We start from the raw sequence: 22,775 nt of genomic DNA, 5'->3' as shown, positions 1-22,775 counted from the left end.
AAAATGCACGCTGCTTCGAAGGAATCGCCGTAAAAATAAGTTGATGAGCGGGATCGTTGCGCCGTCGCAGCGATCAATCTTTGCGTTTCGTTCGTTTCCCCTGCGTCAGGATTCTCTCTATTTGACGACGAATCCGTGCGCGAACGGATCGCGGTCATCAATGAAGATCGTGTTCAATCCGGTCATGCGCGCCCAGCCGCCGATCGAGGGAATGATCGCCGGCTTGCCCGCCACCGTGACTTGCTTCTCGACCCTGCCCTTGAACAGCGAGCCGATGATCGATTCGTGGACGAATTCGTCGCCGGTCCCAAGCTTGCCCTTGGCGTGAAGCTGCGCCATCCGCGCCGAGGTGCCGGTACCGCAAGGCGAGCGGTCGATCGCCTTGTCGCCGTAGAAGACGGCGTTGCGCGCATCAGCCTGGCTGTCGGTCGGCGCGCCCGTCCACAGTATGTGCGACAGCCGTTCGATGCCGGGATTCTCGGGATGCACGAAGGCGTATTTTTCGTTGAGCCGCTGCCGCACCACCGGGCTCCAGGCGATGAGGTCGCCGGCAGAGTGGTCGGCCATGTCGCGATAGGTCTTCTGCGGCTCGACGATGGCGTAGAAATTGCCGCCATAGGCGACATCGACGCTGATCTCGCCGAGCTGCGGACATTCGACAGTCAGACCCTCCGCATGTAGGAAGGACGGCACGTTGGTGATGCGCACCTCCTCGACATATTCGCCGACCTGCCTGTACTCGGCGGTGACCAGGCCGGCCGGCGTGTCCAGCCTGAGCAAGCCCGGTGTCTTCGGCTTGACCAGCCCGTGCTCGATGGCCATCGTCACCGTGCCGATGGTGCCGTGACCGCACATTGGCAGGCAGCCCGAGGTTTCGATGAACAGGATGGCGATATCGCAATCGGGCCGCGTCGGCGGATAAAGGATTGAGCCGGACATCACGTCATGGCCGCGCGGCTCGAACATCAGCCCTGTTCGGATCCAGTCATATTCGGCCAGGAAATGCGCGCGCCGCTCCATCATCGTCGCGCCGTTGAGCAGCGGTCCGCCCCCGGCGACCAGCCGCACCGGATTGCCGCAGGTGTGACCGTCGATGCAGAAGAAGGAGTGGCGCGCCATTTCTAGATCCCGTCAGAAGCGGTTCGGAGAAAACGGAGACAGATCAAACACCGGATTTTGGCCGAGAATGAGATCGCGAACCAGGCGTCCGGTGGCAGCCGCCTGGGTGAGGCCGAGATGGCCGTGGCCGAAGGCATAGACTATCGTGCCGGCCCGCCTGGCGCCACCGATCACCGGCAGCGAATCCGGCAGCGATGGCCGCAATCCCATCCATTCACGGCCGCCGGCCGGGTCAAGCCCCGGCAGGAATTTCTGTGCCTTGTCGAGCAGCGCTTTCGAGCGGGCGTAGTTGGGCGGCCGCTCAATGCCGCCGAGCTCGACCGCGCCGCCGACGCGCACGCCGGTTTCAAGCGGCGTGACGACGAAGCCGTGGCCGGAGAAGATCAGTTGCCGCTTCACGTCGAAGGCGGTCTTCGGCAGCGTCGTGTTGTAGCCGCGCTCGGTCTCGAGCGGGATGCGGTCGCCGATATGTTTCGCCAGGAGATGCGACCAGGCGCCGGCGGCGATGACGAGGCATCTTGCCTGCCGCACCGTGCCGTCGGCGAGCGTCAATGTCGCGCCGTCCTGTCCCGCCCCGACGTGGTCGATCCGAGCCTTTTCGAAACGCGCGCCCTTGGTTTCGGCATAGGCCCAGATCGCTTTGCCCAATAATTTCGGATCCGTAACGGTCTTCCATCCCGGCACGAAAGTGCCCTTGACGAACCGCGGCGACAGGCCCGGCTGCAAGGCGGCGAGCGCATCGCCCTCGACTTGGCTGAAGCCGATGCCGAAGCGTTGCCTCGCCGCCCAGCCGGGCAGCGACGCCTTGTATTCGGCCTCGCTCTCGTAAAGTTCGAGCGAGCCGTCCTCGCGCAGCATATTTTCGGTGCCTGAGCGCGCCATCAGCCCGGCCCATTCGGCCCCGGCGAGCCGCATCATCCCGGTCTGCGCCGCGAGGCTGGCTGCGTAGCGGTCGCTTCGTCCGGCGCGCCAGAAGCGAATAAGCCAGGGCAGCAACTTCGGCAGGTAGGTGGGCGGGATGCTGAGCGGGCCGAGCGGATCGGCAAGCCATTTCGGCAGATGCCTGATCATGCCCTTGTGGGCCAGCGGCAGCACATCGGAAAACGCCAGGGCGGCGGCATTGCCGGAACTCGTTTCCTCGCAGATCCCCGTCCGATCGAAGATCGTGACGTTTCGCCCCGCCTCGGCCAGATAGGCGGCGACACAGATGCCGATGATGCCGCCGCCGATAATGGCGATGTCGACCGTCTGGTTTGGCGCCGCCACTATTGGATTTCTCCAGGACTGAGGGACTTTGTCATCAATGGGTTTTTCCGTCGGACCGAACGGCCACCCCGCCGAGGCTTTGATAGAACCCCTCTGCCTCCTTAGCGGCATTGACTTCAAGCCGCTCCAAACCAACATGGCGGGCATAGCTCTCGACTTCCTGCATGAGAATCCGGCCTAGGCCACGCCGCTGCAGATTCGGTTCGATGGCAACAAGCCTGACAACGCCGAGGCGCGGACCAGCAACGTCTAGTCTGGCAGTGCCTACCGGCTTGCCATCGTGCATGAGGAGCAGTGGGTGATTGCTCGTAAGACGGTCGTCGGGATGCTGTTCGTCATATCCATCCAAGCCCCGGTTCTCCCAAAGAACCCGCTTACGAATACGGTGATATGCCGCCCAATCTCCATCGCTTTCGACGCGTTTGAGACGGATCCGAGACGGCATAAAACCTTCCTCAAAACCTCGGCAGCTCCGGCCGCGCCGCCAGCGCATCCCGGACGATCTTCTCGACCATCTTGCGGCGCTCGCCCGACAGCGGCTGGCGCGGCATGCGCACGCGGTCGTTGGTGTTCACCGCCAGGACTTCGGCGAGCTTGATGTTCTGCACCAGATAGGTCGACACGTCGAGGTCGAGCAGCGGCCGGAACCAGCGGTAGATTGTCAGCGCCTCCTCGCGGCGGCCCTGCTTCATCAACTGGTAGATCGCGACCGTCTCGCGCGGAAACGCGGTGACCAGCCCGGCCACCCAGCCGATGGCGCCGACCGACAGCGCCTCGAACGCCAGATTGTCGACGCCGGTGAACAAATCGTAGCGGTCGCCGAAGCGGTTGATGATTTCGGTCGAACGGCGGATGTCGTCGGAGGATTCCTTGATGGCGACGAAGCGCTTGTCCTTCGCCAGTTCCTCCATCTGATCGACGGTGACGTCGACGCGATAGGCAAGCCGGTTGGAATAGATCATCACCGGCAGGTCGCCGGCCTCGGCGACGGCGCGCAACGCGGCGACCGTCTCCTCCGCATTGGTGTGGTAGATCGGGCTCGGCACCACCATCAGCCCGTTTGCGCCCTCTCTGGCGGCGCGGCGCGCGATCGCCACCGCCTCGCGGGTGCCGGCTTCGTTGACAGTCAGCAGAACCGGCTTGTTGCCGGCGATCTTCTGCGCGGTCTTCAGCACGTCGATCTTCTCGTCATGCGAGAGCATCGGCCCCTCGCCGAGCGAGCCGCAGACAATGATGCCGTCGCAGCCGGCCTCCATCTGCAGCGCAAAGCAGCGCTCCATCTCGGCGTGGTCGAGGCTGTCGTCCTCAGTGAATTTGGTCGTGACGGCGGGGAAAACTCCGGTCCACATAGCGGTCGCTCCATCTGATATATCAGTCGTATATTTATTAAGAAACGGACGTCAACACGGATTTCGCTATGATATACCAAAAATATATCAGGAGCCCGCCTTTGATATTCAATGAAACAAGCCCGGCATTCGAGCCCGTGGCGGCGAAAGCCTACCGCGTGCTCGAGCACATGATCGTGACGCTCGAACTGGCGCCAGCAAGCTTCATCACCGAAGGCGCGCTGATCGACAGGCTGGGGCTCGGCCGCACGCCGGTGCGCGAGGCGATCCAGCGGCTGGCGTGGGAGGGACTGCTGGATGTCCGGCCGCGTGCCGGCATCGCCATTGCCCCGCTGCATCCCGGCGACTGGTTGCGCGTTCTCGATGCACGACGTGGCGCCGAGGTGGTTCTTGCCCGCTCGGCCGCCCGCTTCGTCACCCGCGAGGCCGCCGACCTGTTTCACGACGCGGCACTGGCCATGCAGAGGGCGGTGATATCGGGCAATGTGCTGGCCTTCATTCAGGCCGACAAGGCGCTCGACGAGGCGCTGGCGCTGGCGGCCGACAACCCCTTCGCCGCGCGGCTGGCGGCTCCCTTGCAGACCCACAGCCGCCGCTTCTGGTTCCGCTACAAGGCCGATACCGGGCTTGCCGAATCGGCCGAGCACCACGTCGCCCTGATCCGCTCGATCCTCGACGGCGACGAAGACGCCGCCGCCAAGGATGCCAAGCGCCTGATGGCGCTGCTGCGCGGCCATGCCGCGGCGGCCGCTACGCGCTAGAGTTCGGCAGCAAGCTTCGGCAGGCTCTTTGAGTTCCGCCCACAGGCGCTGAGCATCGCTCAATTCGTCATGCGTCCTGGTCGGTCGGGATCACCACGTTTTCCCAATGTTCGCCGGCCGCGACGATGCAGCTTCTGCCGGCGACGTCGGTGACGATGATCGTCCAGCTTCCGCTGTCGGCGACATAGACTTCCATAATCGCCATCTGACCGATCAGCCCGAAAGCAAACTGTCTTTCCTGGAACTGCTCGCTCAGGTGGGCGACGAGATCGCGATGTTCAACGCAGTAGTGATATTGGGCGCTTGCGGCGTTCGTACCCACCGCCAATGCGCCAGCAAGAATCAGTTTTGCGCGCCATAGGGCATCTCCTTTGCCATCACGTCCGGCAAAGGAAGAGCCCTCATTTTGCCGGAACGATCCAGGCCGGTCCCGACGTCATCACCATCGCGTCGTTCCTTTCCGTGTTCCGGTCTGTCATCAGCGGGACGATTCCAAATGTTCCCACTATGTTCCATATGGTGTCGGCAACAAAGAAGCGCAAGCAGGCGCCCGCTGGGGCGCCTGTGGATCCGTTTCATGGTCGTCACCGAGAACCGCGGCCTGCGCGGCTATGCTAAGGCGGCTGCCACCCGCTAGGCGGCTCAGGTCCCTGGCAGCGCCGCTGTCTTCACCGCGCTCTCCCAGCCTTCACCCACCGAAACCACGCAGCTTTGACCGCGTGTGTCGCTGGCGAGGATGGTCCAGGTGCCCTGATCGGAAACGAAGACTTCAACAATCACATTCGGATTGACGACGCCGATCGCGGTTGGATTTTCCCGGAACTTCTCGCCGAGCGCCTTGATCATGTCGGCCCGTAGCGCGCATTGTTCGGCCGCTGTTGCCGGGGCCGCGGAAAACGCGGCAGCCGCCGCGCCAAGTAGCGACACCATGAGACGTGTCATCTCACACCTCCTTGCGCCGGCCGTAGCCCCCGAAGCTGTCGCCAGCGCCGTTGGTCGATCTGCCGCGTCTCCTTTGCGGCAGGATTGCAAGTTAAGGCTTCTGCTGTCCGCCTGGTTCCATCACATTAGCGTTCAGGCATACACGCCGCCGCGACCGGTCAGCAAAAAGGCCCGGTTTCTGGCCGGGCCTTCTTCGTCTTCAATCATTAATCTGGAGCTGTTTGTCGACTGGCTAATTCATCGTCGGGATGACGAACTCGGCCCCGTCCTTCACGCCTGCCCGCGCGCCCGCAGCCGAAGGCGAGGACGCGCAGGACAAGCAACCGTCCGGCTAATTCATCGTCGGGATGTCGAATTCGGCGTCGTCCTTCACGCCTGCCCGCGCGCCCGCAGCCGAAGGCGAGGACGCACAGGACAAGCAACCGTCCGGCTAATTCATCGTCGGGATGACGAATTCGGCGCCGTCCTTCACGCCGGACGGCCAGCGCGAAGTCACCGTCTTGGTCTTGGTGTAGAACCGGAATGCGTCCGGTCCGTGCTGGTTGAGGTCACCGAAGGAAGACGCTTTCCAGCCGCCGAACGTATAGTAGGCGATCGGCACCGGGATCGGCACGTTGATACCGACCATGCCGACCTGGACCCTCGAGGCGAAATCGCGGGCGGCATCGCCGTCGCGGGTGAAGATGGCGACGCCGTTGCCCATTTCGTGATCGTTGGTGAGCTTGATTGCGTTCTCGTAGGTCGGCGCACGCATTACCGAGAGCACCGGCCCAAAAATCTCTTCCTTGTAGATGCGCATATCGGCGGTCACGTTGTCGAACAGGCAGCCGCCCATATAGTAGCCGTTCTCATAGCCCTGCATGGAAAAGCCGCGCCCGTCGACGACCAGCTTGGCGCCTTCCCTGACGCCGATGTCGACATAGCCCTTGACCCGTTCCAGCGCCTGCGCCGTCACCAGCGGGCCGAAATCGGCGGACGAATCCGTCGAAGGGCCGACCTTCAGGCTTTCGACGCGCGGCACCAGCTTTTCCATCAGCCGATTGGCGGTATCGTTGCCGACCGGGACAGCCACCGAGATCGCCATGCAGCGCTCGCCGGCAGAGCCGTAGCCGGCGCCGATCAGCGCGTCGACGGTCTGGTCCATGTCGGCGTCGGGCATGATGATCATGTGGTTCTTGGCGCCGCCGAAGCACTGCACGCGCTTGCCGGCCGCGCAGCCGCGCGAATAGATGTACTGGGCGATCGGCGTCGAGCCGACGAAGCCGATGGCCTTGATATCGGGATCATCGAGGATGGCGTCGACCGCCTCCTTGTCGCCGTTGACGACGTTGAGAATGCCCGCTGGCAGGCCGGCCTCGATGAACAGCTCGGCGATGCGCATCGGCACGCCCGGGTCGCGCTCCGAAGGCTTCAGGATGAAGGCGTTGCCGCAAGCGATAGCAGGCGCGATCTTCCACAACGGGATCATCGCCGGAAAATTGAACGGCGTGATGCCGGCAACGACCCCGAGCGGCTGGCGCATCGAATAGACGTCGATACCGGGGCCGGCGCCGTCGGTGAACTCGCCCTTCATCATGTGCGGCGCGCCGATGCAGACCTCGACCACTTCCAGGCCGCGCTGGATGTCGCCCTTGGCGTCAGCGATGGTCTTGCCGTGCTCGCGCGCCAGAATGTCGGCCAGCGCATCGTATTCCCGGGCGACCAGTTCGAGGAATTTCATCAGGACGCGCACGCGCCGCTGCGGATTGGTCGCCGCCCAGCCGGGCTGCGCCGCCTTGGCGTTCTCCACGGCTGCGCGCAGCTCCGCCTGCGAAGCCAGCGCCACGGTGCCGCGCACCGTGCCGTCCATCGGCTGCATGACGTCCTGCTTGCGGCCGCTGGTCCCGGCGACACGCTTGCCGCCGATGAAATGACCGTAGTCGATCATGGTCTCTCTCCCTGTATTTGTGATGCGGCATTGTCCGCCTTTGCGCCGCCGATGGCAACGCGAGCGAACACGCAACCGTTGTGCGGTAAATAGAGTGCGAGCGACGCCTGTGCATCAATTGCCGCAAATGATAGGGATGCAGGTCCCTTAGCGGCAAGGATTGAGAAATTGAGTTCCTTCGCGCCCCGTTCCACGGAACGCAACGTCGACGATTGTCATCCGGACCCTCCTCATGAACTGGGATGACGTCCGCATCTTTCTGGCGGTGGCGCGTACCGGCCAGATCCTCGGCGCGGCCAAGCGGCTGGAGCTGAACCACGCCACAGTATCGCGCCGCGTCGCCGCGCTCGAGGATGCGCTGCGCACAAAACTCTTTCGCCGGCTGACCACCGGCAGCGAGCTGACGCCGGCGGGCGAGCGTTTCCTCGACATCGCCGAGCGCATGGAAGGCGACATGATTGCCGCCCGCGCGACCGTCGCGGGCGAAGGTGACGACGTCTCCGGCACCGTGCGCATCGGCGCGCCTGATGGTTTCGGCGTCGCCTTCCTGGCCAAACGCCTCGGCGCGCTGACGACGCTTCACCGTGAACTCACCATCCAGCTGGTGCCGGTGCCGCGTTCCTTCTCGTTGTCCAGGCGCGAAGCCGACATCGCCATCACCGTGGAGCGACCGACGGAAGGCAGGCTGGTGGCGGGAAAGCTGGTCGATTACACGCTCGGCCTGTTCGCGTCCCGCGCCTATGCCGACGCGCATGGCCTGCCGCAGACGCCGGCCGAGCTCGGCCGGCACACGCTGATCGGCTATGTGCCGGACCTCATCGTCAGCCCCTCGCTCGACTATGCGGCCGAGTTCAGCGCCGACTGGCGCACGAGCTTCGCCATCTCCTCGGCGCTCGGCCAGGCCGAAGCGGTGCGCTCCGGTGCCGGCATCGGCATCCTGCACACCTTCGTCGCCCACTCGATGCCGGAACTGGTGGCCGTCGACATCGTCGCGCCCATCCGCCGCGCCTACTGGCTGGTCTATCACGAATCGGTCAGGCCGCTGCGCCGCGTCCAGATCGTCGCGAGCTTCATCACCAGGGCGGTGGAACGGGAGCGAAGCCTGTTCGTCTGACGATATTTTCTCTGACGCGGCGAGGTGTGCTGGAGCCTGATGCCGAGTCACGCGGCAAGTTCCTCAGCTCAAATGCGTGAAGAATCCTTCCGATCCTACCGCTGGTATCGCTCCGGTCCGAGATCGCGGACATCGATGTCCGGCACCCGGCTGGAAATGATGTCGGCCAGGACCTTGGCCGAGCCGCAGGCCATGGTCCAGCCGAGCGTGCCGTGGCCGGTGTTGAGATAGAGGTTGGAAAACTCGGTGCGGCCGATCAGCGGCGGCCCGTCCGGCGTCATCGGCCGCAACCCGCACCAGAAGGTCGCCGACCGTATGTCGCCGCTGCCTGGAAAAAGGTCGCCGAGCGAATGTTCGAGCGTGCGCCGCCGCGATTCATGCAGCGTCAGGTCGAAGCCGGAAATCTCCGCGGTGCCACCGACCCGGATGCGATCGCCGAGCCTGGTGATCGCCACCTTGTAGGTCTCGTCCATCACCGTCGACACCGGTGCTGCGGCAGCATCCTTGATCGGCACGGTGATAGAATAACCCTTGACCGGATAGACCGGGATAGGTCGTTTCAGATAGCGCATGAATTTGGCCGAATAGCTGCCCATCGCCATCACATAGGCGTCGGCGGCCTTCCATCCCTTGCTCGTATTGATGTTGGCGATCTGGTTGCGCTTGCGCACGATGCGCCTGATCGACGTGTCGTATTCGAAGGTGACGCCGCGCGCTGCGCAGAGCTCGGCCAGACGGTCAGTGAACATCTTGCAGTCACCGGTCTCGTCGCCCGGCAGCCGCAGGCCGCCGACGAACTTTTCACGGATCCCTGCCAAGCCCGGCTCGGCCGCGATGCAGCCGTCGGGATCAAGGATCTCGTAGGGAACGCCATATGTCTTCAGCACCTCGACATCGCCGGCTGTGCCGTCGAGCTGCTGTTGCGTGCGAAAAAGCTGCAGCGTTCCCTTGCTGCGCTCGTCATAGGCGATGCCCGTCGCCTCGCGCAGCGCTTTCAGCGTGTCGCGGCTGTATTCGGCCAAAGGCACCATGCGCGCCTTGTTGACTGCATAGCGCTCGGCCGTGCAGTTGCGCAGCATCCTGACCAGCCATACCCACATACGTGGATCGAGAGTCGGCCGCACCACCAGAGGCCCATGCTTCATCAGCAGCCATTTGATCGCCTTCAGCGGGACGCCGGGACCGGCCCAGGGCGAGGCGTAGCCTGGCGAGATCTCGCCGGCATTGGCAAAGCTGGTTTCCAGCGCCGGGCCCTTCTGGCGGTCGATCACCGTCACTTCATGGCCGGCCTCGGCCAGGTAATAAGCAGTGGTGACCCCGATGACGCCGCCGCCCAGCACGAAGATCTTCATCGCATAGCTCTCCAGAACGATGTCTTGTCAGCGGGCGCATCGTGGCTTTCTGTCTGCCGGATTTTACCGCGTCCGCCAAGTGCCCAAGCATGTCGCCCAAAAGTAGGCAGGAGGTTTTGGGACGACGACACATGCCTAAAAAAAAGCCCGCGCGCTATCCATTCACATAGCGCCGGTGAAAGCGGTGTCCGAGGCTGGTCAGGATTTCATAGCCGATGGTGCCGGCATGGCCGGCCGCCTGGTCGACCGTCTGCGACGGACCGATCAGTTCGACGAGGTCGCCCGCCTTCAGCCTGCCGGGCGGCAGGGCCGAAATGTCGAGGACGATCGAATCCATCGACACACGGCCCAGGAACGGCAAGCGCACATTTTCGAACCAGGCGGCCGAGGCCGCACGTCGATGCCAGCCGTCGGCATAGCCAAGCGAGATCGTTGCGGCGATCAGCGAATCGGTGACGTGAAAAATATGGCCATAGCCGACGCCGGCTCCCCTCTCGAGGCTGCGCGTCTGGATGATTTTTGCTTGAAGCCGCACCACCGGCAGCATCGGATTTTCCTGCGCTGGCGTCGGATTGATGCCGTAGAGCGCCGCACCGGGCCGGGCAAGGTCGTAGTGAAAGGACTGCCCAAGAAAGATGCCGGAGGAATTTGCGAGCGAGGCCGGCGCCTTTGGCAGCATCCTTCGCAGCCGCTCGAATTCCAGCCGCTGCTGCTCGTTGGCCGGATGTCCGGGCTCGTCGGCGCGCGCGAGATGGCTCATCACGAAGATGACGTCGATACCGTCGAAAGCTTGCGGGTCGGTAGCGACGGCCTCCACCTCGGCTGCCGCCATGCCGAGCCGCGACATGCCGCTGTCGACCTGGATTGCAGCCCTGAGCTTGCGGCCGGCCCGCTGCGCCGCCACGCGCCAGGCGGCGAGCTGGCCGGCGCTGTTGATGACCACGCCCAGCTCCGCTGCGACGGCTTCGCTTTCGGCGCCCGGCTGAATGCCGTTCAGCACATAGATCGCCGCCCGTGCGCCGAGCGCCTGGCGCAGCAAGGCACCCTCGGCCAAATGCGCGACAAAAAAAACAGCGCAGCCTTCGGCCGCCAGCGCCGCGGCCACCTGCGGCCCGCCGAGCCCGTAGCCGTCGGCCTTGACGACACCGGCGCAGCCGACACCGCCCAACCGCGCCTTGAGCCGCCGGTAATTTTCGCGGATGGCGCTGAGATCGACGGTCAATATGGCGCCGGCCGCCGCTTCGCTGATCGGCGCGGCTTTGACGGCGGCCCTTTCGGAAAGAGATTTTTTGGAAGTGCCGTTCATGCCAATCCCGTCTGCAGCGGATTGGCCATCAATAAGGCCACCGCGCCGACGCGGCAACCGTGGTTGGCGCGAGCGCGGCTTGCGCCAAGCTACGCAACCAGATGCCGGAATGCCGCAACCACATCCTCATAGACCTGACGCTTGAACGGAACGATCAGGTCGGGCAATTCCTCCATTGGTCGCCAGGCCCATCTGTCGAACTCGGCGGTGTGGCCGCCCGGCGGCGGATTGATCTCAATCTCGCTCAAATCGCCGTGAAAGCGGAAGGCGAACCATTTTTGCGTCTGGCCACGATACTTTCCCTTGAAGGCGATGCCGACCAGATGGGCCGGCAGGTCGTAAAATATCCAGTTTGGCGCCTCATCCAGCAACGAGACGCTGCGCATGCCGGTTTCTTCGTAGAGTTCCCGCTGTGCCGCCTGCAGCGGCTCTTCGCCCTTGTCGATGCCGCCCTGCGGCATCTGCCAGAGCTGCGTCGTGCCGGCGAATTCGCTGTCCGGCTCGGCAATGCGATGCCCGACCCAGACCAGCCCGTCTCCGTTGAGGACCATCGCTCCGACGCAACGACGATAGGGCAGCGTCTCGGGGTCGACCGGTTTTTTCTTCGCCATGCTCAACCTTTTTCCGGATCCACCGCCACCGCCGAAATCGGCACGATCTCGATGCCGCGCTTCTTGGCCTCGATCACCCAGGACGACACGGTGTCGACCGTCAGGTCGAAGGCCGAGCCGATGCCGACGGCAAAGCCTTTCGCCCGCGCGGTTGCTTCCAGTTCGTCCAGCTTCTTCAATATGGCGCCGCGGTCGCGCACGGCGTCGATCGACGTGTCGCCGGCGGCGAACGGCACACCGTTCTTCAACGCCAGTTCGGGCGCCAGGCTGCGTGCCGACGAACCGTCGTCGACATAGGCCAGGCCGCGCCTGCCAAGCTCGGCCATCAGCGGCCCCATCGCCGCCGCATCGGCCGAAAAACGAGCGCCCATATAGTTCATGACGCCGGTGTAATTGGTCGTCCGCGACAGCGCCCAGCGCAAATTCTCCAAATTCTCGTCGGGTGTCGCCACGACCGTCAGCGTGTTGCGGCCGGGATTGACATTCGGATAATCGAACGGTTCGAGCGGCACCTGCATGACGATCTCATGGCCGCTCTGCCGCGCCGCCTGCATCCAGCGGCCGATGCTGTTGCCCTGCGGCGCGAAGCCCAGCGTCACTTCGGCCGGCAGCTTGGCGATGGCCGCCTGCGTGCCGGTCTGTGACACGGCAAGCCCGCCGATGACGATCGCCACGCGCGCACCGCGCGCACCGGACCACGGTCGCGCATAGACATCGAATGGCCGCCTGCCGTCGGCAGCACGAACCGGCAACGGACCGGTTTCGCCGGACTCGACCAGCGCCCTGTCGGGAATATGCGCGATCCTCAGGTTCTGGCCGGTCGTCGAAGGGTCGTGGATGACGATGGCCCCGGGTGGACCGTCGCCCGCTTCGGCCTGCATGTGGATGATCTGCGGCCCGCCGGTCTTGGATCCGCTTGCCTTGGACCCGCCCGTCTTGGGTATGCTCGCCTTGGATGCTGCTTCGGCCTTCGGCGCCGGTTCAGTGACCGGCGCTGCGGGTTCGACCACGGCTGTCGCCATCGGCGTCGAAACGGCGACTTCTTCCGGCTTTCGAAACGGCCTTTCACGCAGCGCAATCGCCCCGGAGACGCCGATCACGGCCAGCACCACGACAGTGGCCGCGAGCACGCCAGCGCTGATCCTGCGGGCCGCGCGCGGCGGCCGGACGGCCTGCCCGAGTGGGCGTTCGATGTCACTACCGATGTCAGCCAAGCCGCATCCCCAGCCGCGGTCCCCGAATCAAACTGCCGAGGCCTTGCGGCCCCGGCAGCATTACATCGCTTCGATCAGGCAGCCAGACCTGTTGTCCGGCCGATCGACTTTTACTGGTTCAGCACGGCCCCTACTGGTTCAGCACAGCCTTGTCCGGATTCGGCGGGAACGCCGGATCGGTCTTCTCGCCGCGCAGCAACTGCTGGGCGAAGATGAGCTGCAGATCGTCCTTCGGCTCCGGCGGCACATAGGCTGCCGAACCTGAACCGGCATCGCCCTCCTCGCTGCCCTTGATGTGGCCCTTGAGGTCCGACTCGCCGCGCGTCAGGTCCCTGCCCTGCAGGTCCGGCGGCAACGGCTGGTCGACCTTGATGTCGGGCGTGATGCCCTTGCCCTGGATCGACTTGCCGGACGGCGTGTAATAGAGCGCCGTCGTCAGGCGCAGCGCGCCGTTCTCGCCGAGCGGGACGATGGTCTGCACCGAACCCTTGCCGAACGACTGCGTGCCGACGACCGTGGCACGGCGCAGATCCTGCAGCGCGCCGGCGACGATTTCGGACGCACTGGCCGAGCCGCCATTGACGAGCACGACCAGCGGCTTGCCGTCGATATCGTCGCCCGGCCGCGCATCGAAGCGGGTGACGTCCTTCGGATCGCGGCCGCGCGTCGAGACGATCTCGCCACGGTTGAGGAAGGCGTCGGACACGCTCACCGCCTGATCGAGCAGCCCGCCCGGATTGAGGCGCAGATCGAGCACGTAGCCCTTGAGCTTTTCCTTCGGCACCTGCTTCTCGATGGTATCGATGGCGCTCTCGAGATCATCATGGGTCTTTTCGGTGAAGGAGGTGATCTTGATGTAGCCGATGTCGTTCTCGACCCGGAACTTGACCGCCTTGACCTTGATGATATCGCGCACCACCGTCAGTTCGATCGGCTTGTCGGCGCCCTGGCGCAGGATGGTGAGCTTGATCGGCGTGTTGACCAGCCCACGCATCTTCTCGACCGCATCGTTGAGGCTCAGGCCGCGAACCTCCTCGCCGTCGATCTTGGCAATATAGTCGCCGGCAAGCACGCCCGCCTTGGCAGCCGGCGTATCGTCGATCGGCGTGATCACCTTGACCAGGTCGTTCTCCATGGTGACCTCGATGCCGAGGCCGCCGAACTCGCCCTTGGTCTGCACGCGCATGTCCTGCGCCTCTTCGGCGTTCATATAGGAGGAGTGCGGGTCGAGCGAGGTAAGCATGCCGTTGATGGCGTTTTCGACCAGCGACTTGTCGTCGGGCGGCGTCACATATTGCGCCCGCACCCGCTCGAAAATATCACCGAAGATCGCCAGTTGCTTATAGGTCTCGGAGCCCGCAGCGTTCGCCGTCGAGCCGGGCGCGCCATAGACCAGGCTCATCGCGGATGCGCCCATCAGCGCACCGGCAAACAGAAGCGACAGTTTCCGCATCATCTCACGTCCTTCCAGACAAACGGTCCGCCCACCATGGGGTCGGATCGACGGGTTTTCCATCCTTGCGGAACTCAACATAGAGTTCCGGCGTGGCATTTCCATTCTTCGATGCCGAGGTGCTCGCCACCCGGGCCTCTCCCATCGCGCCGACCGGCTCTCCTGCGAGCACCGACTGGCCAGACGCGACGCTGATTCTGCTCATCCCCGCGAGAACGACATGATAGCCGTCTCCTGCGTTCAGGATCAAGAGTTGACCATAAGAGCGAAAAGGTCCCGCATAAAGCACATTTCCGTCCGCCGGCGCGGTGACGATGGCTCCCGATTGTGTCGCAACCATGTCACCGAGCATCACTGCGCCGTTACCGTCGCTGGCCCCGAACCGCCGTTTGATCTTGCCGGTGACCGGCAACGCGATCTGCCCCTGAAGCGCCGAAAACGGCGCCGCGGCGGTGAGCCGGTTGGCTTCCGGCACCGGCAGGGCCGCCAGTTCCGTCTGTTCCGGGGCCTTCTGTGCCGGAGCCGTCTGCGCCGGGGCCTTGTCGGCGCCCGCTGCCTTCTGCTCCGCGGCTTCCTGCTCCGCGGCTTTCTGCTCGGCTGCCTTCTGCTCGGCTGCCTTCGCCGCGCCCGCGGCCTTGCGGGCCTTGTCGGCCTCGAGCGAGGCGATCAGTTCCTTCAGGCTGCCGGCCTTGGCCGCCAGTGCCGCGGATCGCTGCTTTTCCGCCGCCAGGGCCGTTTGCGTCTCGGCTTCGAGCTTCTGCTTGGCTTCGAGCAGCATGCCGAGCCGCTTCTTTTCCGCCGTCTGCTCGGCGACTGCCGCCGTCAGCCGCGCCCGCTCCGCCTCGATCGAGGCCGTCACCCGTGACTGCTCCTTGAGTTCCGCCAGCAATATCTCGGTCTGCTGGCGCAGTTCCGGCACCACGGCGCCGAGCAGGATGGCGCTGCGCACCGACGACAGCGCGTCCTCAGGCTTGACCAGGATGGCCGGCGGCGGATTGAGCCCCATGCGCTGCAGCGCGGCCAGCACCTCGGCCAGAACGTCGCGCCTGGCAGCCAGTGAGGCACGGATTTTCTGCTCGTCGCTCTTCAGCCCTTCCAGCTTGGCGCCGATGTCCTCGATGTCCTGGCCGAGCTTCTGCTCGGTCATCGCCGACTGGATCAGCGCCGCGGTGATCGAGGCATGGTCCTTCTTGACAGTCGCCATGTCGGCGGCGAGCCTGGCCAGCCGCTCCGACGACAGCGTGATCTCCTGCGATATCCGTTCGTATTCGGCGCGGCTCTGGTCCGGGTCGGGCGCCATGTCGAGCCTGCTCTGCGCCCGCGCGGCACCGAGCGACAGCATAAGCACCGCCGCTGCCAAGCCGCAGCCTGCGCGCCAAAAGCCCGTTCGCGATTTCCAACCTTCAGCCATTGAAGCCCGACTTTATGCGTGGCTTCGTTAACGAACAATCAACCATGTTCGAGAGCCCGCCGACCGAAAACAGCCTCGTGACGCATTGAGGCGAAAATCCGGGCGGCTCACGCCAATCCACCGGTTTCGGTCGAATCTGCAACGGCTCACGAGCGATGATAGGGATGGCCGGACAGGATTGTGGCCGCCCGGTAAAGCTGCTCGCCCAACATGACACGGACCAGTTGGTGCGGCCATGTCGGCGCACCGAACGACACCATCAGGTCGGCCTGATCGCGCAGCGACTGGTCATGACCGTCGGCGCCGCCGATGGCGATGACCAGCGCCTTGCGGCCGCTATCACGCAGCAGGCCGATGCGCCCGGCGAAATCCTCGGAGGAAAAACTCTTGCCGCGCTCGTCGAGCAGCATCAGCGCGGCACCAGGCTGCAACTGCGCCTGCAGTTTCTGGCCCTCTTCGCGGCGACGCTCGTTGGCGGTCTGGGCGCGGCCCTCCGGGATCTCGACGACCCCTGAGAATTCGAGCCCGACGGCCGGCCCGCTCCTGGCGAAGCGCTCGAAATACCGGTCGGCGAGCAGCTTCTCGGGGCCGGCTTTCATCCGGCCCACGGCATGAACGGTGATTTTCATCCCTGCCTCGAAGAGCCGCTAATGCATGTCACCAAAAGTGGTCACCGGTTTTGGTAAACGACATGCATCAACCGATACGGCTCAGTGGAGGGTCTCTTCCTCGAGGTCCGGCGCCTGCCACATCTTTTCGAGATTGTAGAAGTCGCGGACTTCGGGGCGGAAGACATGGACGATGATGTCGCCCGAATCGATCAGGACCCAGTCGGCGCCGGCCAGTCCCTCGACGCGCGCCGTGCCGAGCCCGGCATCCTTGAGCGCCTTGAGGAGATGATCGGCGACAGCCGAGACATGACGGTGCGATCGGCCGGACGCGATGACCATATAGTCACCGAGGCTCGATTTTCCCTGAATGTCGATTGAGACGATGTTTTCGGCCTTGGAGTCTTCCAGACTGGCAAGGACTGTCTTGATGGCGCGGGACACGGCGTCGTTTACGCTGATCCCGGCCGGCGAAGGCACGATGTCGGCCTTCTTCCAAAGTGCTGTTCTCAGTGTATTTCCTTTCGCAGCAAGAACAACCAAATCACCCTTCAAAGCAGGTGACACCCTTAGATAGGCAGAGTTGCGTTGCAGTTTCAAGACGGCAACCCTACCGTAGCCAACGACGAACCGTTCTTCCGGTTCCGCAGTTGAAGAAAAATCGGAACTCTTGCCGCCTGGCGAGGGTTATCGGCGCATTGACCAATCGGATCCCCCCTCATGCCTGTCGACCCTCAGAACGCTCTCCTCACCGTGCAGTCCGGCCTTGCGCAGCTCAGCGCTCTGATCGTCTCGTACTCGTTCTCGGCCATCGGCGCCGTCATCCTGCTGGTCCTCGGCTATATCGTCGCCGGCCTTGCCCAGCGCTCGATCTACGCCGGCCTCGGCCATATCCATGGCTTCGACACGACGCTGCGCCACTTCTTCTCGCGGATCGTCCGCTACGCCATACTGATCCTCGTCGTCGTCATGGTGCTCGGCCAGTTCGGCGTCCAGACGACCTCGATCATTGCCGCCATTGGCGCCATCGGCCTGGCCATCGGCCTGGCGCTGCAGGGCACGCTGCAGAACATTGCCGCCGGCATCATGCTGCTGGCGCTGCGGCCATTCCGCATCGGCGAATATGTCGAGGTCGGGGTCATTTCCGGGACCATCGAGGAAATCGGGCTGTTCGCCACCACGCTGAGAACGGTCGAAGGCGTTTACGTGCTCGCTCCCAATTCGACGCTGTGGAACCAGCCCGTCCGCAATTATACACGCAACGGCATCCGCCGCGCCGATATCACCCTGACCATCGGCTCGTGGAACGATATCGATCTCGCTCAAAAGACCATGCTGGGCGTCGCCGCCGACGAGCGACGCGTCAGGCGGGAGCCGGCGCCGATTGCCTTTGTGGCGACCGTCGGCGACAGCAACGTCGCCATCACCTTGCGCTACTGGACCTCGGCTGCCGATTTCTTCGCGACCCAGATCGATCTCACCAAACGCGCCAAGCAGGCCTTCGACAGCGAAGGCATTTCTATACCCGCGCCACCACCGGAAGCACCGCGGCAGGAAGCCGTCACCAGACAGTGAGACGATCGATTCCCGGCATAGCTATTTATCCGCGCGGCGCTGCTCTTCGGACGGAAAGGCAAGATCGACGGGCAGCGGTGCCTGCGCGCTCATCGGCGCGAAATTGCCGGTCTCGGCGGCGGGAACAGGCGACATCGCCACCACGCGCCACAGCACGAACAGGCAAAAAACGGTGGCAATGACGACGGCCACATGGATGAAGGCCTGGGTTCCGTAGACGGCGGAAAGCCCGGTCACGATGCCGGGCACGATGAAGCCGGACAGCGACCACGCGAACAGCAGTGAACTGGACAGCGCCACCATGTCGTCCTTGCCGGCGCGGTCGGCGGCATGTGCGCTGGCCAGCGAATAGATCGATTCCGACGCGCCGGCCCAGACCACATAGATGACGACCAGCGCCGCCAGCGCACCACCATCGAAGCCCAGCGCGAACAGGCCCGCCACCATGGCAAGCGCCGAAGCGGCGACCAGCACAAAGCGGCGGTCGGTGCGGTCGGAAATCCAGCCGAGCGGGATCTGCAGGATCAATGTGCCGATCGGCATCGCCGACAGGAGCAGTGCCACATCGGCCTGGCTGTAGCCCTTGGCCGTGGCATGGATCGGCGCAAAGCCTGAAATCGTCATCGACAGGCCGCCGACGGCAAGCATGCCGGCGACGCCGACCGGCGAAATCCGCCAGGCCCGGCCAAGCGCCACCGACGCCGCCTGCGGCGGCGGCGGCTGTGCGAGCCGCGTCAACCCGACGGGGAGGATCGACAGCGCGGTGAAGGCGATGCCGACCAGCGGCGCGTCCGCTGCCCTTATGTCGATCAGCGCCAGTGTGGAGTAGCCGACACCGAGCCCGGCGACATAGGCGACGTAGAAGAAGGCCATGACCCTGCCGCGTATGGCGTTGGCGATGACGTCGTTCAGCCAGCTTTGCGCAACGATGAACAGGCCGCATATGGCAAAGCCGTAGAGCGCGCGTGCCGCGATCCACGACAGCGGGTGCGGTCCGGCCCCGACGGCGGCGTTCGACAGCACGATCAACGCCGACAGCACCATGAATGCGCGCGCATGGCCGACGCGTCGTACCAGCGGACCGGTCAGGATGCAGCCTGCCAGGCCGCCGGCCGAGAGGCCGGTGACGATCAGCCCGGCCCAGGTCGGATCGAAGCCCTCGGCGCCGAGCCGGACCGGGATATAGGCGAACATCAGTCCGTTGCCGACCGCTACCAGCGCCATCGACAGGACGACGCTGGCGATGGCGATCGCCGGGGCCGGCGGGCTGCCCTGTGCCGGGTCGCGTCTGGTCTGGTTTCGTTCGAGAATCGCCATGCCCGCGCAGGATCGCTCACGGACCGAGGAAAGGCAGCCGCAAATGCGACATCGCCCGACTTGCCTTCTCCCCTTGTGGGAGAAGGTGGATCGGCGCGTAGCGCCGGGACGGATGAGGGGTGCTGGAAGAAATGAAGCGTAGAAAGATAGAGCTTTCAATCGCTTAGTTCTTCAGGGTAGTGATCCTGCCAGCACCCCTCATCCGACCGAGCTTCGCTCGGCCACCTTCTCCCACAAGGGGAGAAGGAGAAAGAGACTCCTATCCCTGCGCCATCTTGCGGATCGCGGTCGACGACAGCGACGAGCGCGGGCCGTGAATGAAGGTCCAGGCCGGCGCCTTCATGCGGGCGAGCCGCGGCGCGTCGCCCTCGTCGACACGCGCGTAGTCGAACGTCTTGGCGACAACCGACGACAGGAACGACAGCGTCGCGCCAGGGCGATCGATCACCGCGATCGGAAACGTCATCACGATCTGGCGCCAGCGCTGCCAGCGATGAAAATCGCGCAGCGAATCGGCGCCCATGATCCAGACGAAGTCGACACCCAGGTTGCGCGCCTTGACCAGGGCCAGCGTGTCGGCGGTGAAGCGGACATAATGGCTCGCCTCGAAGGCGGTGACCTTGACCTTCGGGTTCCGGGCAATCTGCTCGGACAGGCGCAGCCGCTCGGCCAGCGGCGCCAGTTCCCGCGCGCTCTTGAGCGGATTGCCCGGCGTCACCATCCACCACAACTGATCGAGCGCCAGGCGCCTGAGCGCGATCTCGGCGACCAGCGCATGGCCGGCATGGGCAGGATTGAACGAGCCGCCGAACAGTCCGACGGCCAGGCCCTTTTCGGCATGCGGCATATGAAGGTAGCGAGAGGGGACGGGTTGTTCGGACGGGGATAGCATGTGTCAGGCACCGGGCGGGACAGAGGGGGTGGCTGGGCGCACGCCTGTCAGGCTCTAACCGCGAATAAGCTCAAGGCCTCACCTGTCCCGTCCCGCGCACGCGGTACTTGAACGAGGTCAGTTGCTCGACACCGACCGGGCCGCGCGCATGCATCTTGCCGGTGGCGATGCCGATCTCGGCGCCCATGCCGAATTCGCCGCCATCGGCGAATTGCGTCGAGGCATTGTGCAGAAGGATCGCCGAATCGATCTCGTTGAAGAACCGTTCGACGGCGTCGGCATCCTCGGCGACGATCGCCTCGGTGTGGTGCGAGGAAAAAGTCTCGATGTGCTCGATCGCACCGGCAACGCCGTCGACCAGTTTTACTGCGATGATGGCATCGAGATATTCGCTCACCCAGTCGGCGTCGGTCGCAGGCTGGGCGTCGGTAAACACTTTCAGCACCTCGGCGTCGGCATGGATTTCGCACCCGGCGTCGCGCAACGCCCCGAGGATCGGCACCAGATGAGTTGCGGCAACAGCGCGGTCGACCAGCAGCGTCTCGGCCGCGCCGCAGACGCCGGTGCGCCGCATCTTGGCGTTGACCGCGATCGTGGCCGCCATGTCGAGATCAGCCGAGCCGTCGATGTAGAGATGACAGATGCCTTCGAGATGCGCGAAGACCGGCACCCGCGCCTCGTTCTGTACGCGTTCGACCAGGTTCTTGCCGCCGCGCGGAATGATGACGTCGATATTGCCGGAAAGTCCTTTCAGCATCTCGCCGACGGCGGCGCGGTCGGCGGTCGGCACCAGCTGGATGGCATCCTGCGGCAGCTTGGCCGCTTTCAGCCCTTCGACCAGGCAGGCATGGATCGCCGCCGAGGAGTTGAGCGAATCCGAGCCGCCGCGCAGGATCACCGGATTGCCGGCCTTGAGGCACAGCGCGCCGGCATCGGCGGTCACGTTCGGCCGGCTTTCGTAGATGACGCCGACAACGCCGAGCGGCGTGCGCACGCGCTCGATATGCAGGCCGTTCGGCCGGTCCCACGCGGCAATGACATCGCCGACCGGATCGCGCAGCCCGGCGATTTCACTGATGCCGTCGGCCATGGCACGGATGCGGCCGGGATCAAGCTTCAGCCGGTCCATGAAAGAAGGCGAAAGCCCCGACTGCTCGGCATTTTTGATGTCGATGGCGTTGGCGTCGAGAATATCCTGCTCGTGGCGAAGGATCGCCTGCGCCATACCGATCAATGCGGCGTGCTTGCGCTCGGCTGTGGCGACGGCCAGCGGTCGGGCGGCAGCGCGGGCGCGGCGGCCGATATCGGCCATCAGCGCCACCGTATCGTCCCGGGATTTTTCATGCAGCTTCAGCATGGCTCATCCTCCGCTATTCACCTCGTCACCGACCGCTTGGTCAGCGGCCTGTACTTGGTCGCCGGCCTGTACTTGGTCACTGGAATGGCTCACCACAAGGTCGTCGCGGTGGATCATCGCCGATCGCGCTTCATAGCCGAGCACCGTTTCGATCTCGGCTGTTTTCAAGCCAGCGATCCTTACGGCATCGGCGGCATCGTAGGCAACCAGTCCGCGCGCGATCTCGCGGCCTTCGGGCGACAGGATCGCCACCGTGTCGCCGCGCGAGAAATTGCCGCTGACCAGCTTGACGCCGGCCGGCAGCAGCGACTTGCCCGACAGCAGCGCGCCGATGGCGCCGGCATCGACTGTCAGCCGGCCTGCCGGTTCGAGCTGCCCGGCGATCCATGTCTTGTAGCCCTTGACCGGATTGGCGCTCGGCCGGAAGAACGTCGCCCGCTCGCCACGCTCGATCGCCAGCAGCGGCGACAGCCGCGTGCCTGATGTGATGATCATGGCAGTGCCGGCGGCGGTGGCGATCTTGCCGGCGTCGAGCTTGGTGCGCATGCCGCCGCGTGAAAACTCCGAAGCGGCCGCACCCGCCATCGCCTCGATGTCAGGCGTGATGCGGTCGACGACAGCGACGAACCTGGCATGCTGGTCGCGCGCCGGCGGCGCCGTGTAGAGCCCGTCAATGTCGGAGAGCAGCACCAAAAGGTCCGCGCCCATCATCGTCGCCACCCGCGCCGCCAGCCGGTCATTGTCGCCATAGCGGATTTCCGAGGTCGCCACCGTATCGTTCTCGTTGATGACCGGCACCGCCTTCATCTTGAGCAGCGTCGAGATCGTCGCGCGCGCATTGAGATAACGGCGGCGCTCTTCGGTGTCGCCGAGCGTCAGCAGGATCTGGCCCGATTTCAGGCCGCCCTTGCCGAGCGCATCCGACCAGGCGCCGGCCAGCGCAATCTGCCCGACGGCCGCCGCCGCCTGGCTTTCCTCGAGCTTCAGCGCCCGCTTGCCGAGGCCTAAAATGGTGCGGCCAAGCGCGATGGCGCCGGACGACACAACCAGGATCTCGGCGCCATTCTCGGCCAGCACTGAAATGTCGTCGGCAAGCGAGGCCAGCCAGTCGCGCTTCAGCCCCGCCGTGCGGTCGACAAGCAGCGCCGAGCCGATCTTGACGGTGATGCGCCGGTATTTTTTCAGCGACTGCGCGGCCATC

At 64.6% G+C, this 22,775-nt stretch carries 22 protein-coding genes; 3 read left to right on the top strand and 19 right to left on the bottom strand.

Annotation, left to right across the window (positions count from 1 at the left end; all coding sequences use genetic code 11):
- Window positions 1-117: 117 nt before the first annotated feature.
- From AC0L2R_RS30555 to AC0L2R_RS30540, 4 genes are all read right to left on the bottom strand, one after another.
- On the bottom strand, window positions 118-1,119 hold the full coding sequence (locus tag AC0L2R_RS30555) for a 4-hydroxyproline epimerase (protein ID WP_473513309.1): 1,002 nt from the start codon (window positions 1,117-1,119) through the stop codon (window positions 118-120).
- Between the two features lie 12 nt (window positions 1,120-1,131).
- Entirely contained in the window at window positions 1,132-2,385 is a 1,254-nt protein-coding gene (locus tag AC0L2R_RS30550; protein ID WP_473513307.1) for an NAD(P)/FAD-dependent oxidoreductase, read from the bottom strand.
- Window positions 2,386-2,419: 34 nt separating this feature from the next.
- Entirely contained in the window at window positions 2,420-2,734 is a 315-nt protein-coding gene (locus AC0L2R_RS30545) for a GNAT family N-acetyltransferase (protein ID WP_473513305.1), read from the bottom strand.
- Between the two features lie 106 nt (window positions 2,735-2,840).
- Window positions 2,841-3,734: a dihydrodipicolinate synthase family protein gene (locus AC0L2R_RS30540; protein WP_473513303.1), complete on the bottom strand. Its 894-nt coding sequence runs from the start codon at window positions 3,732-3,734 to the stop codon at window positions 2,841-2,843.
- A 68-nt stretch (window positions 3,735-3,802) separates the two neighbouring features.
- Between AC0L2R_RS30540 and AC0L2R_RS30535 the strand changes: the two genes are divergently transcribed.
- On the top strand, window positions 3,803-4,495 hold the full coding sequence (locus tag AC0L2R_RS30535) for a GntR family transcriptional regulator (RefSeq protein WP_473513302.1): 693 nt from the start codon (window positions 3,803-3,805) through the stop codon (window positions 4,493-4,495).
- Between the two features lie 67 nt (window positions 4,496-4,562).
- On the opposite strand, the gene AC0L2R_RS30530 is transcribed toward AC0L2R_RS30535, so the two are convergent.
- The 3 genes from AC0L2R_RS30530 to AC0L2R_RS30520 all read right to left on the bottom strand — a co-directional run bounded on the left by AC0L2R_RS30530 (window position 4,563) and on the right by AC0L2R_RS30520 (window position 7,364).
- A complete protein-coding gene (locus AC0L2R_RS30530; RefSeq protein ID WP_473513300.1) occupies window positions 4,563-4,817 on the bottom strand; it encodes a hypothetical protein in 255 nt (84 codons plus the stop codon).
- 320 nt (window positions 4,818-5,137) lie between these two features.
- Complete coding sequence (locus tag AC0L2R_RS30525; protein WP_473513298.1) at window positions 5,138-5,437, bottom strand: hypothetical protein; 300 nt, start codon at window positions 5,435-5,437, stop codon at window positions 5,138-5,140.
- 430 nt (window positions 5,438-5,867) lie between these two features.
- On the bottom strand, window positions 5,868-7,364 hold the full coding sequence (locus tag AC0L2R_RS30520; protein ID WP_473513296.1) for a CoA-acylating methylmalonate-semialdehyde dehydrogenase: 1,497 nt from the start codon (window positions 7,362-7,364) through the stop codon (window positions 5,868-5,870).
- Window positions 7,365-7,596: 232 nt separating this feature from the next.
- On the opposite strand from AC0L2R_RS30520, the gene AC0L2R_RS30515 reads away from it, so the two are divergent.
- Window positions 7,597-8,478, top strand: a complete 882-nt coding sequence (locus AC0L2R_RS30515) for a LysR family transcriptional regulator (protein WP_473513294.1) — start codon at window positions 7,597-7,599, stop codon at window positions 8,476-8,478.
- Window positions 8,479-8,573: 95 nt separating this feature from the next.
- Here the strand turns inward: AC0L2R_RS30515 and AC0L2R_RS30510 are convergent, their stop codons facing one another.
- The 8 genes from AC0L2R_RS30510 to rsfS all read right to left on the bottom strand — a co-directional run bounded on the left by AC0L2R_RS30510 (window position 8,574) and on the right by rsfS (window position 16,913).
- Window positions 8,574-9,830, bottom strand: coding sequence for a D-amino acid dehydrogenase (locus AC0L2R_RS30510; protein ID WP_473513292.1), 1,257 nt, complete (start codon window positions 9,828-9,830; stop codon window positions 8,574-8,576).
- A 154-nt stretch (window positions 9,831-9,984) separates the two neighbouring features.
- Window positions 9,985-11,136, bottom strand: coding sequence for an alanine racemase (gene alr, locus AC0L2R_RS30505; RefSeq protein ID WP_473513290.1), 1,152 nt, complete (start codon window positions 11,134-11,136; stop codon window positions 9,985-9,987).
- 89 nt (window positions 11,137-11,225) lie between these two features.
- Window positions 11,226-11,747, bottom strand: a complete 522-nt coding sequence (locus AC0L2R_RS30500) for an RNA pyrophosphohydrolase (protein ID WP_473513288.1) — start codon at window positions 11,745-11,747, stop codon at window positions 11,226-11,228.
- Window positions 11,748-11,749: 2 nt separating this feature from the next.
- The gene (locus AC0L2R_RS30495) at window positions 11,750-12,961 is read right to left on the bottom strand and encodes a divergent polysaccharide deacetylase family protein (RefSeq protein WP_473513286.1); all 1,212 of its coding nucleotides are present in this window, start codon (window positions 12,959-12,961) and stop codon (window positions 11,750-11,752) included.
- A gap of 130 nt (window positions 12,962-13,091) precedes the next feature.
- Window positions 13,092-14,417, bottom strand: coding sequence for a S41 family peptidase (locus AC0L2R_RS30490; protein WP_473513284.1), 1,326 nt, complete (start codon window positions 14,415-14,417; stop codon window positions 13,092-13,094).
- Window position 14,418: 1 nt separating this feature from the next.
- The gene (locus AC0L2R_RS30485; protein WP_473513282.1) at window positions 14,419-15,825 is read right to left on the bottom strand and encodes a murein hydrolase activator EnvC family protein; all 1,407 of its coding nucleotides are present in this window, start codon (window positions 15,823-15,825) and stop codon (window positions 14,419-14,421) included.
- A gap of 146 nt (window positions 15,826-15,971) precedes the next feature.
- Window positions 15,972-16,454, bottom strand: coding sequence for a 23S rRNA (pseudouridine(1915)-N(3))-methyltransferase RlmH (gene rlmH / locus AC0L2R_RS30480; RefSeq protein ID WP_473513281.1), 483 nt, complete (start codon window positions 16,452-16,454; stop codon window positions 15,972-15,974).
- 81 nt (window positions 16,455-16,535) lie between these two features.
- Window positions 16,536-16,913 carry a ribosome silencing factor gene (rsfS, locus tag AC0L2R_RS30475; RefSeq protein ID WP_023800052.1) on the bottom strand — a complete coding sequence of 126 codons (378 nt, stop codon included), beginning with the start codon at window positions 16,911-16,913 and terminating at the stop codon, window positions 16,536-16,538.
- Between the two features lie 240 nt (window positions 16,914-17,153).
- On the opposite strand from rsfS, the gene AC0L2R_RS30470 reads away from it, so the two are divergent.
- On the top strand, window positions 17,154-18,008 hold the full coding sequence (locus AC0L2R_RS30470; protein ID WP_473513279.1) for a mechanosensitive ion channel family protein: 855 nt from the start codon (window positions 17,154-17,156) through the stop codon (window positions 18,006-18,008).
- Between the two features lie 21 nt (window positions 18,009-18,029).
- Here the strand turns inward: AC0L2R_RS30470 and AC0L2R_RS30465 are convergent, their stop codons facing one another.
- The 4 genes from AC0L2R_RS30465 to proB form a co-directional block, all read right to left on the bottom strand.
- Entirely contained in the window at window positions 18,030-19,325 is a 1,296-nt protein-coding gene (locus AC0L2R_RS30465) for an MFS transporter (RefSeq protein WP_473492135.1), read from the bottom strand.
- A gap of 259 nt (window positions 19,326-19,584) precedes the next feature.
- The gene (locus AC0L2R_RS30460) at window positions 19,585-20,172 is read right to left on the bottom strand and encodes a nicotinate-nucleotide adenylyltransferase (RefSeq protein WP_473513277.1); all 588 of its coding nucleotides are present in this window, start codon (window positions 20,170-20,172) and stop codon (window positions 19,585-19,587) included.
- A 115-nt stretch (window positions 20,173-20,287) separates the two neighbouring features.
- Window positions 20,288-21,574, bottom strand: coding sequence for a glutamate-5-semialdehyde dehydrogenase (locus tag AC0L2R_RS30455; protein WP_473513275.1), 1,287 nt, complete (start codon window positions 21,572-21,574; stop codon window positions 20,288-20,290).
- 3 nt (window positions 21,575-21,577) lie between these two features.
- Window positions 21,578-22,774: a glutamate 5-kinase gene (proB, locus tag AC0L2R_RS30450; protein WP_128245913.1), complete on the bottom strand. Its 1,197-nt coding sequence runs from the start codon at window positions 22,772-22,774 to the stop codon at window positions 21,578-21,580.
- Between the last annotated feature and the right edge of the window lies 1 nt (window position 22,775).

The organism is Mesorhizobium sp. WSM4820, assembly GCF_055811075.1.
The sequence above is the reverse complement of the archived record's forward strand: the minus strand, read 5'-3'. Positions and strand labels throughout refer to the sequence as shown.